The following is a 15584-nucleotide window of genomic DNA, read 5'->3' as shown; positions in this document are numbered from 1 at the left end:
TTTATCCTGCGATTGTTTCAGAATTAGATGCTTGTGAAGCTTTCTTTCTAGTAAAGAGCCTTTTGAACCAACTACCCATATCATCAATGATTGTGTACATAACGGGAACAAATAGCAGGGTAAAGCACATTGACACGGTTAAGCCGAAAATTACAACAATACCGATCGGTTGCTGCATTTCGCTCCCTTCACCAATCCCTAAAGCAATTGGTAGCATTCCTAGTACAGTTGTGGAAGTAGTCATTAAAATAGGTCGCAATCGACTTCCACCGGCTAATATAATAGCCTCCTTACGCTCCTTCCCTTCCCTTTTTAACTGATTAATATAGTCAACTAATACGATCGCATTATTAACGACGATACCAGCTAAGACGATCAAGCCAATAAACGCAGAGAAGCTAAGCGCAGTTCCAGTAATGAATAAGCCTAAGATGACTCCAACAATTGTTGTTGGTACTGAAAACATCACGATAAATGGATATGAAAATGATTCAAATTGTATTGCCATAACTGTATACACTAGAAAAATAGCCAATGCTAATGTAATTAAAAGGTTACCTAGTGATTCGTTAAAATCTTGTTGAACACCTTCAGTTGTAACATCATATCCTTTTGGTGCTGGGATTTGTGATAGTAGCTGTTCCACCTGTGCTGTTACCTGACGAGCATCTGCACTATCAACTATATCTGCTGTAATTGCATATTGTTGTCGCTGGTCTTCACGCTTTATTGATACAGGGCCTAACGTTTGCTCAACAGCTGCTACTGATGTTAATGGAATATGCTGTCCAGATGGTGTCTTTAACAATAAGGAAGAGAGAGCCTCCATACTTTCCGTTTCTGAATCTGGTAACTTAACAACAACATCGAACTCATCACCATTTTCACGAAGTTTTGTCGCTGTATTGCCATGAAAAATTTCACTAATTTGACCTATAATTTGACTTTGGCTTAAATGATATTTTTCTGCTAATGCGTCATCTACTTTTACAGTTAGCTGTGGCTGACCGTTAACACTTGGCACCTCAACGTTTTCAATAGATGGTATGCGTGATAGAAGAAGTTCTACTTGTTCAGTCAATGAATTTAATACCTCTTGCTCTGGACCTGATAGGCGAATAGTAAAGTCGGCACCGCCATTCACACCTCGAGTTGCTTGTCTCGTGTTAAAATCAGCACCGATAATTTTTTTCAAGTCATTTTGTATTGCATTCGCAAGAGTAACATTATCCATATTACGTTCTTTTTCATCTAGCAACAAAAGAGTTACACTAACGCTCGTTGGTTGGACTACTGTGTATTGGATATCAATGTTACTCTCATAATCTACTAATATCTTTTCCACTTCATCTGCATAACCTTCAACCACCTCAAAATCTGTACCACTATCAAAACTAGATGATATCGTAAGCTGGTCCTCTGCTGCTTGTGGGAAAGTCTCTAACTTTAGCATCGCAATTAAAAACAAACTACCCACAGTAAGTAAGAAGGTACTAAGAATCACGATCCAACGTCGCTTCAAACTCCATGTCAAAGTAGACAAATAGCGTTTTTTTAGAAATTTCATCCAACGTGGATCACTTGCAACTTTACTATCGGTTGAAGATTTTAACAATGTCGATGACATCATTGGAACTAGCGTCATCGCAACTAATAAAGCAGCAATTAATGAAAATGAAACGACTAACGCTAGTGGTAAAAAGATTTGGGTAATTTGTCCATTATCGATCAAAATCATTGGTAAAAATACAACAAGTGTTGTAGACGTTGATGCTACTACAGCAGAAATAAGTTCACTTCCTCCTTTAATAGCAGCTTGCTTGGAGTCCATGCCAGTTTGGCGGTATTTTGTTATGTTTTCTAAAATAACAATCGAACTGTCAACCATCATACCGATCCCTAGGGCTAAACCAGATAATGTGATGATATTTAACGTTTGATCAGCGTAATTAACTAAAATAAACGTACAAATAATTGCAAAAGGAATAGATAAACCAATTACTGCCGTTGCACGAACACTTCTTAAGAAAAACAATAAAACTAGTATTGCAAAAGCTCCACCTGCTAATAAACTAGTCGTAACACCATCTATTGAATCCTTAATAAATGTTGATGTATCCATTACAACAATAAATTCAACACCTTCGTCTAATTCCCGCTGAACTTTATTTAATTCCTCATGTATCGCATCAGATATATTAACAGTATTTGTCCCCGATTGCTTTGAAATAGACAATAATACAGTTGGTTCATGGTTCAATCTAGTAATCGTCTGACGATCACTCACCGTATCTGATATTGTTGCAACTTCCTCAATCGCAATGGTTTTACCACTAGCAAGTGGAATTAGAGTAGCTTTGATATCATCGATTGACTGATACTCACCATCAACACGAATTTGGACAACTTGATTCCCTTGAATCACATCACCTACGGTTGCAGATGTATTTTTTCCCCTCATTGAGTTCACCACATCGGAAACTGTTAGGTTATATTGTTCAAGTAATAATGGCTCGATGATTACTTGTATTTCCCTCTGCTCTCCACCTTCTATGTCAACCGCAGCGACACCTTCGATCTTTTCAAAGTTTGGTGCAATATCCTTAGCAATCTGTTCAAGAGATGTAACATCTTTTCCGGTTAAGCCTAGATAAATGATTGGCATACTATTAATATCAAATTTTGAAACTGCTGGTGCATCAGCATCATCTGGTAATATACTACTTACCCTTGATAACTTCTGTTGCAGCTCTGATACCGCTTCGTCTAACTCAATTGAGGTAGAGTACTCTATGATGATAGACGACGCACCAGTTCTAGAAGTTGATGAAATGGATTCTACTCCATCTAAAGATGCAATTTGTTTTTCAAGCGGCTCCGTAATTAGCTTTTCAATCTCTTGTGGAGATGCACTGCTGTAAGTAGTCGAAACTGTAACAACATTTTCTTCAATTTCTGGTAATAGATCTAAAGGTATATCACGAAGTGATATCATACCGATTATTATTACACAAATCGCAAGCATTATTACACTTACAGGGCGCTGTACCGCTGTTTTTAATAAATGCATTATTCACCACCTCGATCATCCGATTCCTCTTTTGAATCTTTGTCTGATTTATCGTTTTCGTCTTGCTGATCTTGTGGGTTTGTAGCTTCTTTTGAATCTTGCTCCATTATTTCTAGTTCTTCACCAGGGAGCAATACGTTCATTCCATCAGATACTAGCTTATGTCCATTAATTATAAGTTCATCACCTTCTGATACTTCTCCTGTTATTGCAGACAAATCAGATTGTAAGTTCAGAACTTCTACATCCCGTCTCGCTGCTTTGCCATCTTCAACGACAAAAACATATGTATTGTCACCTTTTTGTATAATTGAATGTGTTGGAACTAACAGCTCATTTTCTACTAAAATATCAGTAAAGATTAACTGAACTACTTCTCCCCCACTCATATTTGTTGTTTCGCCTTTGAAATGTAACTCTACTTCAAAAAGCCCTTCATCATTCCGCGTTGAAGAAATAAAAGTCACTACTGCTATTAACGCTTCAGATTCTGTTGCTCTATCCACTTTTACTTCTTTACCTAATGTGAGTAGATTTTTCTGCTCCTGGGTAATTTGCGTTTTCACCATATAATTGGACACATCCGAAATCGTTAACAAAGCTTTTTGTGGGGATACATTTTCCCCAACTACGTAATTAACTGCTTTTACCTCACCAGAGATAGGCGCATATACTACAGTGTCTTGAATATTTCGTTCAGATTGACCAACTTTCGTACTAGCCTGCTGTACTGAGATTTTTGCTTGTTCAACTGAGATTGCTGCTTTTTCTACATCTTTTTCAGCTGAAGCAACGTCTATTTTGGCATTTTCAATATTTATTTCATCTTGCTCAAATGATTGTTCATCAGCTGCATTTAATTGTGCCTTTTCATAATTAATTTCAGCTTGCTGTTCTCTTTGCTCGGCTTGCTCTACTTCTTGTAAAGATACAGCACCATCCTCGTATAAACGCTCAAGTCGTTCACGGTTTATAGTTGCATCTTCCCATTGTTGTTGTAGATTCGCTAAGTCTAAATCAGTTTGGGACGTGCTCGTTTCGTCATTCGCTTGTTTATCACTTAATGCAAGTTCAGCTTTAGTTAGATTTGCCATTACTTGCTCCAAACGATTTTCAGCTTGCTCTTTAGCAACAATGGCACTTTCTAATTGTTGCTTTGCATTTGCTAAAGAAATTTGGTCAAGCTGTAAGCCATCTGTATAACTTTTCCCATCAATGTCAGCTATAACTTGTCCATTTTTTACCAAATCGCCATTTTTAACATTTATTGATAGTAATTCACCACTAACTTTAGCCACAACCTCAACAACAGATGCTGGAACCACATCTCCTATTAAACGTTTTTGGGCTTCAAGATTACCCTTTTCCACACTTTGAGTTTCAACCGCAACACTTTGTATTGCAGTCATATTATTATTCTTGGTACCAGCTTCTCCATTTACATTCGAACCCGCTGAACAACCAGTTAATAATAAAACAACGGCCACTAGTATACTAACTTTATTCCCCACCAATTCACTTACAGCTCCTTTTCTATAAACCAAAAATATGTCCAAATGATAATTATAATGGAATTAATTACATTCATAAAGCTATAACTATCGATTTGACGAAACTATGTTATTAACTTTTGTATCTCCTTTATAAGTATATATTACAGCTTAGAGTATACAAATTGATTACCCTTACATTTAAGATTATACATCTTACATTTTTGTCACATAACACTTTATAGTCTTGGGTTTTTCCTAGCTATTGTAAATAGCTGTTTCCGTTTGGTATTAAGAAGTATACACGTGCACAACTAGATTTTCGGCATCTTTTCTTTTGTACAACGATAACTAATGATATAAAACTTTGTGGTACTAAGTTGATAACGATATCAACAACGTTTATGAAAAGAGCCTTGTGAATAAATAAAGAGTGTTGAGGAAAATACTTCTATCTCAACACTACAATAATGGAAAGTAAACGGTATATAATTAACTTCAAACCCTTAAGATAGAAAGTACACTTGATCAACTTGTTGAAATTCGTGAAAAAGTGAAGACTCTATTCACAAGTACAGGTTCCTACGCTATTTACAGAGCTAGATGTATTAAAATCTTACAAGCTGACCAAAAATCATTACACTTCCATTATAATCGGCAAAATCATTGGACGTCGTTTTGTTTGTTGGAACAAAAATTCATTTAAAGCATCCCGAATACTTATTTTGATTGAATTCCATTCAATTACATACCCTTTAACACACTGAGCTATAATTTTGTTTACAATCTCGCAAGCTTGTTCTATAAGTGATTCTGATTCCCTTACATAAACAAATCCTCTTGTAATGATTTCGGGCCCTGATGCAATTTGCTTTTTTACTTTATCAAGTGTTACGACAACGATAAGAATACCATCTTTAGATAGTAGTTTACGATCTCGTAATACGATGTGTCCTACATCGCCAACGCCTAAACCATCAATTAAGATATTGGCAGCAGGGACTTTTTCTCCTGTCGAAACTTTACCGTTATTAAATTCAACTACATCACCATTATCTACAATTAAAACATTTTCAGATTTCACCCCAACTGAAAGTGCCAATTTAGCATGAGCACTTTGCATTCGATACTCGCCGTGGGTTGGTATAAAGTAGGTAGGCTTCATCATATTTAACATCAATTTAAGCTCTTCTTGGCTTCCGTGACTAGAAGTGTCAGTTAGTTTTTTGTTATAAACGACATTGGCTCCAATACGAAGAAGATGATCAATTGTTTTTGAAACAATTAGTTCACTTCCAGGGATGACTGGCGAAGCGATTAAAACCGTATCTTTCGGTTGTATATGTACAGGTTTATTTGATTGAGTTGCCATTTTTGATAAAGCAGCCATAGGCTCGCCCTTCGTTCCACACGTTAAAATTAATACTTGATGATCTGGTAATTTTTCAATTTGATTTAGAGGTGTAATTATATCATCACTTACTTTTAAATAGCCTAAGTCTATTGAAAGCATAACTATGTCATAAATGTGCCTTCCCACAATGGCTACTTTACGATTATTCTCTTCGGCTGCATCAAACACTTGTTGAATTCGATTAATATTAGATGCAAAGGTTGCTACTACAACACGGTTTGGAGCACTGTAAATTCCCTCAGAAATTTCTTGCCCAATGACCGATTCGGATACAGAATATCCTGGTTTATCAGCATTGGAGCTATCAGATAAAAGAAAAAGCACCCCTTCTTTGCCTATAGATGCCATCCTATCAATATCAGCGGTTTCCATTCCAACAGGTGTTTGGTCAAATTTGAAATCCCCAGTATGTACAATTGCACCTTCAGCTGTATGAAAACAAATGCCAACACAATCTGGTATACTATGAGTTGTTCGGAAAAAAGATACTTTCACTTTATTAACTGTCAATATTGACGTTGCTGTTACTTCATTCAATAAGTCATCAGCCGTCAGTCCATGCTGTTTTAATAATTGCCCTACTAAGGCTAATGTTAATTTCGTACCATATATCGGTACTCTTAGCTCTTTCAATACATAAGGTATGGCACCGATATGGTCTTCATGACCGTGGGTTAAAAATATCCCTTTCACTCTCTCCTTATTTTTAATTAAATAATTAATATCAGGAATGACAGCGTCAACCCCGAACATTTCACCCTCTGGATATTTAAGCCCAGCGTCAACTACAAAAATATCTGTATCTATTTCCACTACATGCATATTTTTGCCGCTTTCACCTAGCCCTCCAAGCGCAATTAATCTTATATTGTCTTTCTTTTCATTCAATATAATATCCTCCTATGTACAATTTACCCGTCGCTAAATAACTTACGTCCATTATAACTGATGCATGAATTTGAATACAAGTTAATTAACGGGGCGATTTGCACATATATTAAGACTATTTTTCACATTGATTATCGCTACCTCCCCTTAGATATTAGCAAGCAATCTAGCGTTCGTTGCTTCATTTATCCTCTTAACATATGGGTCTCTCATAAACCTCATATTACAAGTCCATTGATAGTAATAGCGACAAAGATTACAAAAAAAGAGCCATCACAATTGTGATGGCTCTTTCCTTCATTAAATTTGCTGTAGTAGTTCGGATAATTTAACCCTTTCATGCTCCGCTAAAGGCACTAACGGTAATCGAACTGAACCAACATCTAGTCCGCGTATTTGTAAAGCTGTTTTTACTGGTGCAGGACTCGGTGCCATAAAAAGACCCGTCATAACAGGTAATAGTTTCTGGTGAAGCAATGCTGATTCATTTAACTTATTATTGCGATATGCATGGATCATTTCCTGCATCTCGTTGCCAATAACATGCGATGCAACAGACACGATCCCACTGCCCCCTATTGCAAGTATAGGAAGAGTTAAACCATCATCTCCACTATATAAAAGAAAACCTTCGTCAGTATTTGCGATGATTTCTGTCATAGCGTTTAAATCACCACTGGCGTCTTTTACCGCAACGACATTGTCAATTTTTGAAAGTTTAATAATTGTCTCTGGTGAGATATTAGTTATTGTTCTGCTTGGAACATTATAAAGCATTACAGGAAGCTTTGTGCTGTTGGCGATTGCTTTAAAATGTTGGTATAAACCTTCTTGATTTGGTTTATTGTAATACGGTGCTACAAGAAGAATCGCATCTACTCCTGTTTCTTCAGCTTTTTTTGTTAATTCAATAGATGCATACGTATTATTACTTCCAGTACCAGCAATGACTGGAACCCTTCCAGCTACTTCTGAAACCACATGTTGGAACAAAGCGATTTTTTCTTCAGTAGATAAGGTTGCTGATTCACCTGTAGTACCTGAAATGACAAGGGAGTCTGTACCATTGTCAATTAAGTAATTTACGAGTTGGCTAGTTTTCGAAAAATCAATATTGCCACGATTATCGAATGGTGTAACCATCGCAGTAGCCACATTCCCGAAATCAATCAATCTTCCCACTCCTTACTAATATTTGTAAAAGGATACTTCAAAAAGTCCGGAACAAACTTATGCACTAGATCAAAGTAGTCTGTTCTTCTCCTCTTGTTGTCCCCAATAGTGAACACTATCATGATGTTTTATGATTATTACTTCCGACTTCGTGATTTTCTCCTGAAAGTTGAAAGGCATCGTGTAATGCATTGACAGCTTTTACCATATCATCCTGTTTAACTAACACCCAAATGGTTGTATGGCTATCAGCTGATTGTAAAATTTGAATTCCTAGTTCTGATAAAGCTGTGACGATTTTCGCTGTTACTCCAGGAACACCATTTATTGCAGCACCGACAGTAGACACCTTTGCACAATTTCTTGTGATGATTGGATCATAACCTTTGCGTTTTAAGATTTCAATCGCATGATCTGTTAATTCATCAGGAATTGTGTACACTACGCCATTTGGTGTAATGTTAAAAAAGTCAACACTAATTTTTTCATTAGCCATTGCTTGAAACACTTCTGTTTGAAGGTTAAACTCATTTTCTTTAGCAAACACTTTGATTTGTGTAACATTAGAAACATAAGCAATGCCTGTAATAAGTCGTTCTTTCACATCGCAACCTTTATTATTTTTATCCAATGTGGTAACAAGTGTCCCTGGTGAATTGGAATAAGTTGAACGAATTCTAATCGGAACCTTAGCTTGCATAGCAATTTCAACAGCACGAGGATGTATAACCTTTGCTCCTTGATAAGCCATATTACATATCTCATTATATGTTACTATGTCTAATGGTTTTGCTGAAGAAACGACGCGTGGGTCAGCCGTCATGACACCCTCTACATCTGTGAAAATATCTATCCATTCTGCTTGAAGTGCAGCACCGAGAGCTGCAGCAGATGTATCACTGCCACCACGACCAATCGTAGTTACATCTCCATACTTCGTAGCTCCTTGAAATCCAGCTACTACGATAACATCATAATCAGCTAGTAACGAAATGACACGATCGCATTTCATATCTGTAATCTTTGCATTCGTGAAGTCATCATTCGTGCGAAAACCTGCTTGTGCACCAGACATTGCAGTTGCTTGAATTCCAAAAGAATTTAACATATTTGAGAAAACCACACTGGAAATTATTTCACCACAAGATAGCAACATATCATGTTCGCGTTTACTTATCATACTTTTATCTGAACCTAACAAATCAATTAAAGTATCTGTTGCATAAGGGGCGCCTTTTCTACCCATAGCAGAAACAACCACAACAACTTTATAGCCCTCTGATAATGCATGTTCAATATGCTCCCTAGCTAGGTTACGACCCTTTTCGTCTTTTACAGAAGTTCCTCCAAATTTTTGAACGATGATTTTCATTATTACACCTCTTGTAGTTTTCCAACTTCATACAAGATTTAACTCAGCTTATATGAATTTACACTAAATTTAATTTATATAGACTTTCTGCAATTTGCACAGAATTCCAAGCTGCACCTTTGAGTAAATTATCAGATACTACCCACATGTGAAATCCATGATCACGGTCTAAATCTTTACGTATTCTACCTACAAAAACATCGTTTTTACCTACACTATGGGCAGGCATTGGATAGACCTGTTCTGCTGTATTGTCTTGAACGACTACACCAGGTGCATCCGATAGTACATTAATTACATCTTGCGCTGCAACATTCTGATCCTTAATCTCAAAATATACTGATTCAGAATGCCCTGTTTCTATAGGAAGACGAACGCATGTCGCTGCAACTTCTAAATCTGGTCTATGCATAATCTTTTTTGTTTCATTGATCATTTTCATCTCTTCAAACGTAAAACCATTATCTTGGAATTTATCAATTTGTGGCACCGCGTTAAACGCTATTTGATAGTGCTTATCGTCTCGACTTACCGGTAGCACAGCCGGAGTAAATTCTTCATTTTCGATAATTGCTTTTGTTTGATCTTTTAATTCTTTAATTGCAGCTGCACCTGCACCAGATACTGCCTGATATGTTGAAACTAAGACTTTTGTTAGTCCAAATGCTTTTTGAATAGGTTCTAATGCAACGACCATTTGAATGGTCGAACAATTCGGATTAGCAATAATTCCTTGATGGTTTTTAAGATCATCTTCATTTACTTCAGGAACAATGAGAGGTACATTTTCATCCATTCTGAACGCGCTTGTATTATCCACAACAATCGCACCATGCTTCACCGCTTCTGGTGCAAATCTTTTTGAAATACTACCACCTGCACTAAAAAGAGCTATGTCCACACCTTGAAAACTCTCTGGTGTTGCAACTTGCACTTCTACTTCATTCCCATTAAACAACACTTTTTTTCCTGCTGAACGCTCTGACGAAAGCAAGGTTAGCTTTGCTACCGGGAATTTTCGCTCTTCTAAAGTTTTGATCATTTGTTGTCCTACTGCCCCTGTTGCTCCTAAAACTGCCACATGATATCCTTTAACGTGCTCCATTTTATTGCCCCTTTCGAAAGTAACCAACTAAGGTATCATTCATCATTAATGAGGAATAGTTCATCTGTTCCCCTATTTTATAATAAACAATATTTTATCATATTCACGCATTAAAGAAGAGCAGTTTTTAAATAAAATCCCTCATAATTTTGCACTTCTATTATATTTTATCAAGTTTATTCAAAGTTGGCTATCTTGAAAGCGCTCAATTATTACTGGTTGTAATTGTCGACCTTCCAGAGCTGATAATACGGTACCCTGTAGCTTATCCATATCAGCAACCATAGAATTTGGTTTCTTTACCGGTGCGTCTTGACCAAAAGGTATAAAGTATATATTTTTCGTAGCCATTAACCTCATTAAATTGACACCATTCAAGCCAAGCGCATCATTTGTTGAAATACCAACAACCACCGGTCTTTGGTTTCTTAACGTTGCTTTTGCAGCCATTAGTACTGGGGAATCAGTCATTGCGTTAGCAAATTTGCTCAATGAATTACCTGTTAATGGAGCAATTACCATGCAATCTAAAGGAATTTTTGGTCCAAGCGGTTCTGCTTTTACAATTGTATTGATTACTTCTTGACCTGTTAGCTCTTCAATTTTTCGTATCCAACCTTCACCTTCGCCAAACCGAGTGTCGGTTGTTTGAACAGTGTGAGAAACAACAGGCAATACCTCTGCACCTGACTTAATTAGTTGCTTAATTTGTGGTACTACCGCATCATAGGTACAATGTGAACCTGTTAAGCCGAAACCTATTCTTTTCCCAACTAACGACATTATTCGTCCACCTTTCTTTGTTGTAAGTCTTCAATTAACAATTGAGACAGTACATTGGCAACAATTTGACCTGCTGTTTTTGGTGCAACGATACCTGGTAAGCCAGGTGCTAAAAACGCTTTAATGCCGCGTTTTTCTGCGTAACGAAAATCGGTTCCACCTGGTTTTGTTGCCAGATCAACAATTAATGTATGGGCTGGCATTCTAGAAATCACGCCTGCTGTCACAATAGGATGAGGAATGGTATTAATACACACATCAATATCACTAACTTCTTTATTTAATAACGATAAATGAAAAGGCTCTATCCCCATTTCATAGATTCTAGCTAAATGTTCTGATCGCCTTGCACCAACCTTCACCATAGCTCCTAGTGAGTGAAAAGAACGAGCAACGCTCATGCCAATCCTACCAAACCCTAATACGGCTACTTTTGAATTATGAATGGTAAAATCGGTATTTTGAATGACCATCATGATCGTACCCTCAACTGTAGGTATTGAGTTGTATATCGCCACATCATCTCTTTCCATTATTTGTACGAGTTTTCTATTAGATGCTGTCGTAAGTTGATCCAAGTATTCGTTACTAATACCCGTATATATCGCACAATGTTCTGGTGTTTGTAATAACATTTCTTTTGTTAGCACTACTTTTTCATTTGAAAATATTGTTTCTATTTTTCCTTCATTGTTCGTTCCAGCTATAGGTAATACGATGGCACTTATATCTGAATATTTAAGTTCGTCAATTTGCTCTTTAGTAGCCCCAGTAAATCCATGGTCTAGCTGATCAAACCCTATTAATGATAACTTTGCATCTAACTCAGTTAGCTTCCGTATGACCTCAAGTTGACGTGCATCTCCACCTATAACAGCGATGTTCATGCCTGTTAGCATTAAATTCACCTTCTTTTGATGATAAATTACGCGCAAAATGTGTAGGATAAATGCCTATATATTCCCGTTCCTTTCACATTTTATGTTATGGGATTTCATAAGGTGAATGATTACAAAAAAAAAGACTAACCAAATCCAGTTAATCTTTTATTATTGCCTCTATAGTGATATGACGTTATTATCATAAGGCTCTTTTTGGAACCTTTATAACGATTGAAGCAGTAAATTAGGGGGATATGTGACCGTATGGGTTTTAGAAGAAAAATTGCCATGAAACTTTAGTTGTATACGTACTTATTTTTTCTAACGATAAACCACAAACAATTCGAACACAGCCTTTCGTAAAAATAGCTGACGACGAATTTAATAACTTCTATCTCTTTGTACCGAAGGTAGAAGTTGAAGCAAATTCTAGTTACAGTACAAAATCAACCATCTATGTAAAAAAGATTATGCATTAAAGACACCGATTGATAGCTCGGCTAAAAGACTGTTAGACGCACATTATCACAAATAGAGATACTCAATCAGGTGGAGTATCATTTCCACCTGATCACAACCTCTAACATCTCATTTTTAAAGTTTCACTCGTTTGTTTCAGTTTCTGGTATGTCTATAATCACCATATCGGATCCAATTTTTTTAATATGCTTCCAAGGAACACGCACTTCAGTGCCTTGCTTTCGAAATCCAAACCATTTTAATGTTGGAATAATTAATGCATTTATCTGTCCAGTTTGTTCATTGATCTCTAAGTCAGTTTGGCCTAGTACTCCTAATCTTTCTGCTCTTTTGACATCAACAATTTCCTTGCCACTTAATTCACTTAATCTCATTTTTTATCCTCCTCTCTACTACATTGTAGGGGATAAACATAAAAAAAATGCCTACAAGTTTCTATAGGCATAAAATCGTTTGGACGATCATGTTGAAGATGGCTTATTTGCCTACCGGCAATATACCGTCAGGACTAATGAGAGCTGTGGAGAACTGTTCAGTAAAAAGTTCTCTTGCTAAACGATTGACACTCTCTTCACTAACTGAATCAATATCTAATAGTACCTCATCTAATGACCGATGACGTTTTAACAACAGTTCGTTTTTACCGTTTCTACTCATTCGACTATTGGTACTTTCAAGACTTAATGTTAAATTTCCTTTCATTTGTTCCTTATTATTTTTTAACTCTTTTGTACTAATACCGTCATTTTTTAAGTCTAATAACGTTTCTTGGACGGTATCAAATAATGTTTCAAGCTGATGTTTTCCTGTTCCGCCATATATCGTAACCATACCATTATCTTGATAAGAGGAATGATAAGAAAATATGGAATAGGCTAATCCCCTTTTTTCTCTAACCTCTTGGAATAAGCGGCTACTCATACTTCCACCTAAGATATTATTTAACACGATAAGACTATAAATATCCTTATGTCCTACAGGTAACCCGTTAAATCCCATACATAGATGAGCCTGTTCTGTTTCTTTTTTACGTACTAATTTGTCCGTATGGAAAGATGGCGTCGTTAATTCATCAACCGTTACTTCAGATTCATAAGACCCAAATTGTTGCTCAACATCTTTAATAAAGCTCTCATTAATGTTACCAGCTACTGAAATCACGACATTTTCAGGTGTATATGTATTTTTCATATAATCTCGTAAAGCTTCTCCATTGAATGTTTCAAGCGTCTCTTCTGTACCCAAAATTGGATAGCCTAATGAATGCTGACCAAAGGTAGCTTTACTTAATAAATCGTGTACAATGTCGTCAGGAGTGTCTTCGTACATTTTAATTTCTTCAAGCACAACGTTCTTTTCCTTCTGTAGCTCTTCCTCATCAAAGACAGAATTAAAAAACATGTCCGACAGTATATCCAAAGCGTATGTAGCATGCTCATCAAGTACTTTTGCATAGTAACAAGTATATTCTTTGGACGTGAAGGCATTTACTTGTCCACCGATACTATCAAATGCTTCTGCAATCTCTTTAGCGGAACGATTAGTTGTCCCTTTAAAGAACATATGCTCTAAAAAATGTGAAATTCCATTATTCTGTTCATTTTCATTACGTGATCCAGTTTTAATCCAAATACCAATTGCAACTGAACGAACAGAAGGTATATTTTCTAACACAATTCTTGCACCATTTTGGCATGTATATTTCTTAATCAACTTCGTTCCTCCTTAGTTACTGCATTATTAACTAGTTTCTCACCTATTAAATTGTAAAAATAAGGTGTCTTTAAGCGAACGTACCTTCATCGTAAGATTCGTTCTTCACTTAGTAATGTAGTAACATCAACTATTTGTAATTTTTTTTGCTTAATTGAAAGTATTAATGTTTCAAGTGCTTGGGTTGTTGAAGAAGTTGGATGCATTAAGATCATTGCACCTTTATGTACTTTAGTCATTACGCGGTCTACTATTACATGAGGCTCTGGGCGTTGCCAATCAATTGTATCAACACTCCACATAATCGTCCCCATATTTAGCTCAGATGCAATTTCTACAACTTCATCTCGAATGCTTCCACTAGGTGGAGCAAACAAAGTTGAGGATTTATTTGTCGTTGCCTGAATGATGTCGTTTGTCTTAACTAATTGATCGCGGATTTCATCCGAACCCATCAATCTTAAATTTGGATGTGAGTACGAATGATTTCCAACCTCAAAACCAGCGTCCACTATCATTTTTGCAAGGTCAGGGTTCTCTTTTACCCAGCGACCTTCCAGAAAAAAAGTAGCTTTTACTTTATGTTTATTTAATATTTCTAACATTGATGGGATGTACTCTGTTCCCCAAGCAACATTTATTAGGAAAGCAACCATCGGTTTATCTGGATGTCCTCTATATATTGGCGAAGGAGGTAAATCCGATAAGTGGATATTAGGCTTAACTTGTTGAAATACAAGTTTTTTCTCATCAAAATTACCCTCTTTTTTCATATTCTCATAAGAAGCCTCTATATCAACTTGTAAACCATTATACCCAGGTGTTGCTTTCCACACTTTATGAACCTCAGCATTCTGTGCAGGAATCTTATATTGAGGAGCTTTCTCCTTTATTTCTATGTAAAGTGAATCCATTTGCTTTGCTACAGTCATCGTACTGTTTTTTAACCCTTTTACGTAACTAGTTGTAAACGGATTTTGGACTGCACCAATAGTAATAATTAATATTGTTATAAAAGCAAGAATCTGCACTGATAACTTTCTCATTAGTTTTCCCCCTTTATACTAAAAAATATGTATAATGAGGACAAGGTAGAACAACTAACATTGAAGATGTTATTCAAAATGCAGATGATGTGTTGGTCGCACGTTTAAGTCTTCTCCCTCTATAGGGTTCTTTTAACATACATGATCACTAAAATTATATGTCGTTCTA

11 protein-coding genes are annotated in these 15584 nt (G+C 36.4%); all 11 read right to left on the bottom strand.

The window, feature by feature from the left end; all coding sequences use genetic code 11:
* Position 1: 1 nt before the first annotated feature.
* Positions 2–3070: an efflux RND transporter permease subunit gene (locus tag JM172_RS12790; protein WP_214482737.1), complete on the bottom strand. Its 3069-nt coding sequence runs from the start codon at positions 3068–3070 to the stop codon at positions 2–4.
* On the bottom strand, positions 3070–4581 hold the full coding sequence (locus JM172_RS12785) for an efflux RND transporter periplasmic adaptor subunit (protein ID WP_214482736.1): 1512 nt from the start codon (positions 4579–4581) through the stop codon (positions 3070–3072). The genes JM172_RS12790 and JM172_RS12785 overlap by 1 nt, the downstream gene beginning before the upstream one ends.
* 616 nt (positions 4582–5197) lie before the next feature.
* Positions 5198–6865 carry a ribonuclease J gene (locus JM172_RS12780; RefSeq protein WP_214482786.1) on the bottom strand — a complete coding sequence of 556 codons (1668 nt, stop codon included), beginning with the start codon at positions 6863–6865 and terminating at the stop codon, positions 5198–5200.
* A 297-nt stretch (positions 6866–7162) separates the two neighbouring features.
* Positions 7163–8035, bottom strand: coding sequence for a 4-hydroxy-tetrahydrodipicolinate synthase (gene dapA, locus JM172_RS12775; RefSeq protein WP_214482735.1), 873 nt, complete (start codon positions 8033–8035; stop codon positions 7163–7165).
* A gap of 118 nt (positions 8036–8153) precedes the next feature.
* Positions 8154–9407: an aspartate kinase gene (gene dapG / locus JM172_RS12770; RefSeq protein ID WP_214482734.1), complete on the bottom strand. Its 1254-nt coding sequence runs from the start codon at positions 9405–9407 to the stop codon at positions 8154–8156.
* 58 nt (positions 9408–9465) lie between these two features.
* Positions 9466–10512: an aspartate-semialdehyde dehydrogenase gene (asd, locus tag JM172_RS12765; protein ID WP_214482733.1), complete on the bottom strand. Its 1047-nt coding sequence runs from the start codon at positions 10510–10512 to the stop codon at positions 9466–9468.
* 180 nt (positions 10513–10692) lie between these two features.
* Entirely contained in the window at positions 10693–11295 is a 603-nt protein-coding gene (locus JM172_RS12760; RefSeq protein ID WP_214482732.1) for a dipicolinate synthase subunit B, read from the bottom strand.
* Positions 11295–12194 carry a dipicolinic acid synthetase subunit A gene (dpaA, locus tag JM172_RS12755; RefSeq protein ID WP_214482785.1) on the bottom strand — a complete coding sequence of 300 codons (900 nt, stop codon included), beginning with the start codon at positions 12192–12194 and terminating at the stop codon, positions 11295–11297. Before dpaA ends, JM172_RS12760 begins: the two co-directional genes overlap by 1 nt.
* 584 nt (positions 12195–12778) lie before the next feature.
* Positions 12779–13030, bottom strand: a complete 252-nt coding sequence (locus JM172_RS12750) for a YlmC/YmxH family sporulation protein (protein ID WP_214482731.1) — start codon at positions 13028–13030, stop codon at positions 12779–12781.
* A 103-nt stretch (positions 13031–13133) separates the two neighbouring features.
* The gene (locus JM172_RS12745; protein ID WP_214482730.1) at positions 13134–14369 is read right to left on the bottom strand and encodes a M16 family metallopeptidase; all 1236 of its coding nucleotides are present in this window, start codon (positions 14367–14369) and stop codon (positions 13134–13136) included.
* An 86-nt stretch (positions 14370–14455) separates the two neighbouring features.
* Entirely contained in the window at positions 14456–15415 is a 960-nt protein-coding gene (locus JM172_RS12740; RefSeq protein WP_214482729.1) for a polysaccharide deacetylase family protein, read from the bottom strand.
* Positions 15416–15584: the final 169 nt, after the last annotated feature.

This window comes from Bacillus sp. SM2101, from assembly GCF_018588585.1.
Taxonomy (GTDB): domain Bacteria; phylum Bacillota; class Bacilli; order Bacillales; family SM2101; genus Nanhaiella; species Nanhaiella sioensis.
The sequence above is the reverse complement of the archived record's forward strand: the minus strand, read 5'-3'. Positions and strand labels throughout refer to the sequence as shown.

What these genes read in the sequence shown, in the direction of transcription:
- JM172_RS12750 (WP_214482731.1), bottom strand. Translation starts at nt 13,030, where the DNA reads ATGAGATTAAGTGAATTAAGTGGCAAGGAAATTGTTGATGTCAAAAGA.
- JM172_RS12740 (WP_214482729.1), bottom strand. Translation starts at nt 15,415, where the DNA reads ATGAGAAAGTTATCAGTGCAGATTCTTGCTTTTATAACAATATTAATT.
- dpaA (WP_214482785.1), bottom strand. Translation starts at nt 12,194, where the DNA reads ATGCTAACAGGCATGAACATCGCTGTTATAGGTGGAGATGCACGTCAA.
- JM172_RS12790 (WP_214482737.1), bottom strand. Translation starts at nt 3,070, where the DNA reads ATGCATTTATTAAAAACAGCGGTACAGCGCCCTGTAAGTGTAATAATG.
- JM172_RS12760 (WP_214482732.1), bottom strand. Translation starts at nt 11,295, where the DNA reads ATGTCGTTAGTTGGGAAAAGAATAGGTTTCGGCTTAACAGGTTCACAT.
- dapG (WP_214482734.1), bottom strand. Translation starts at nt 9,407, where the DNA reads ATGAAAATCATCGTTCAAAAATTTGGAGGAACTTCTGTAAAAGACGAA.
- asd (WP_214482733.1), bottom strand. Translation starts at nt 10,512, where the DNA reads ATGGAGCACGTTAAAGGATATCATGTGGCAGTTTTAGGAGCAACAGGG.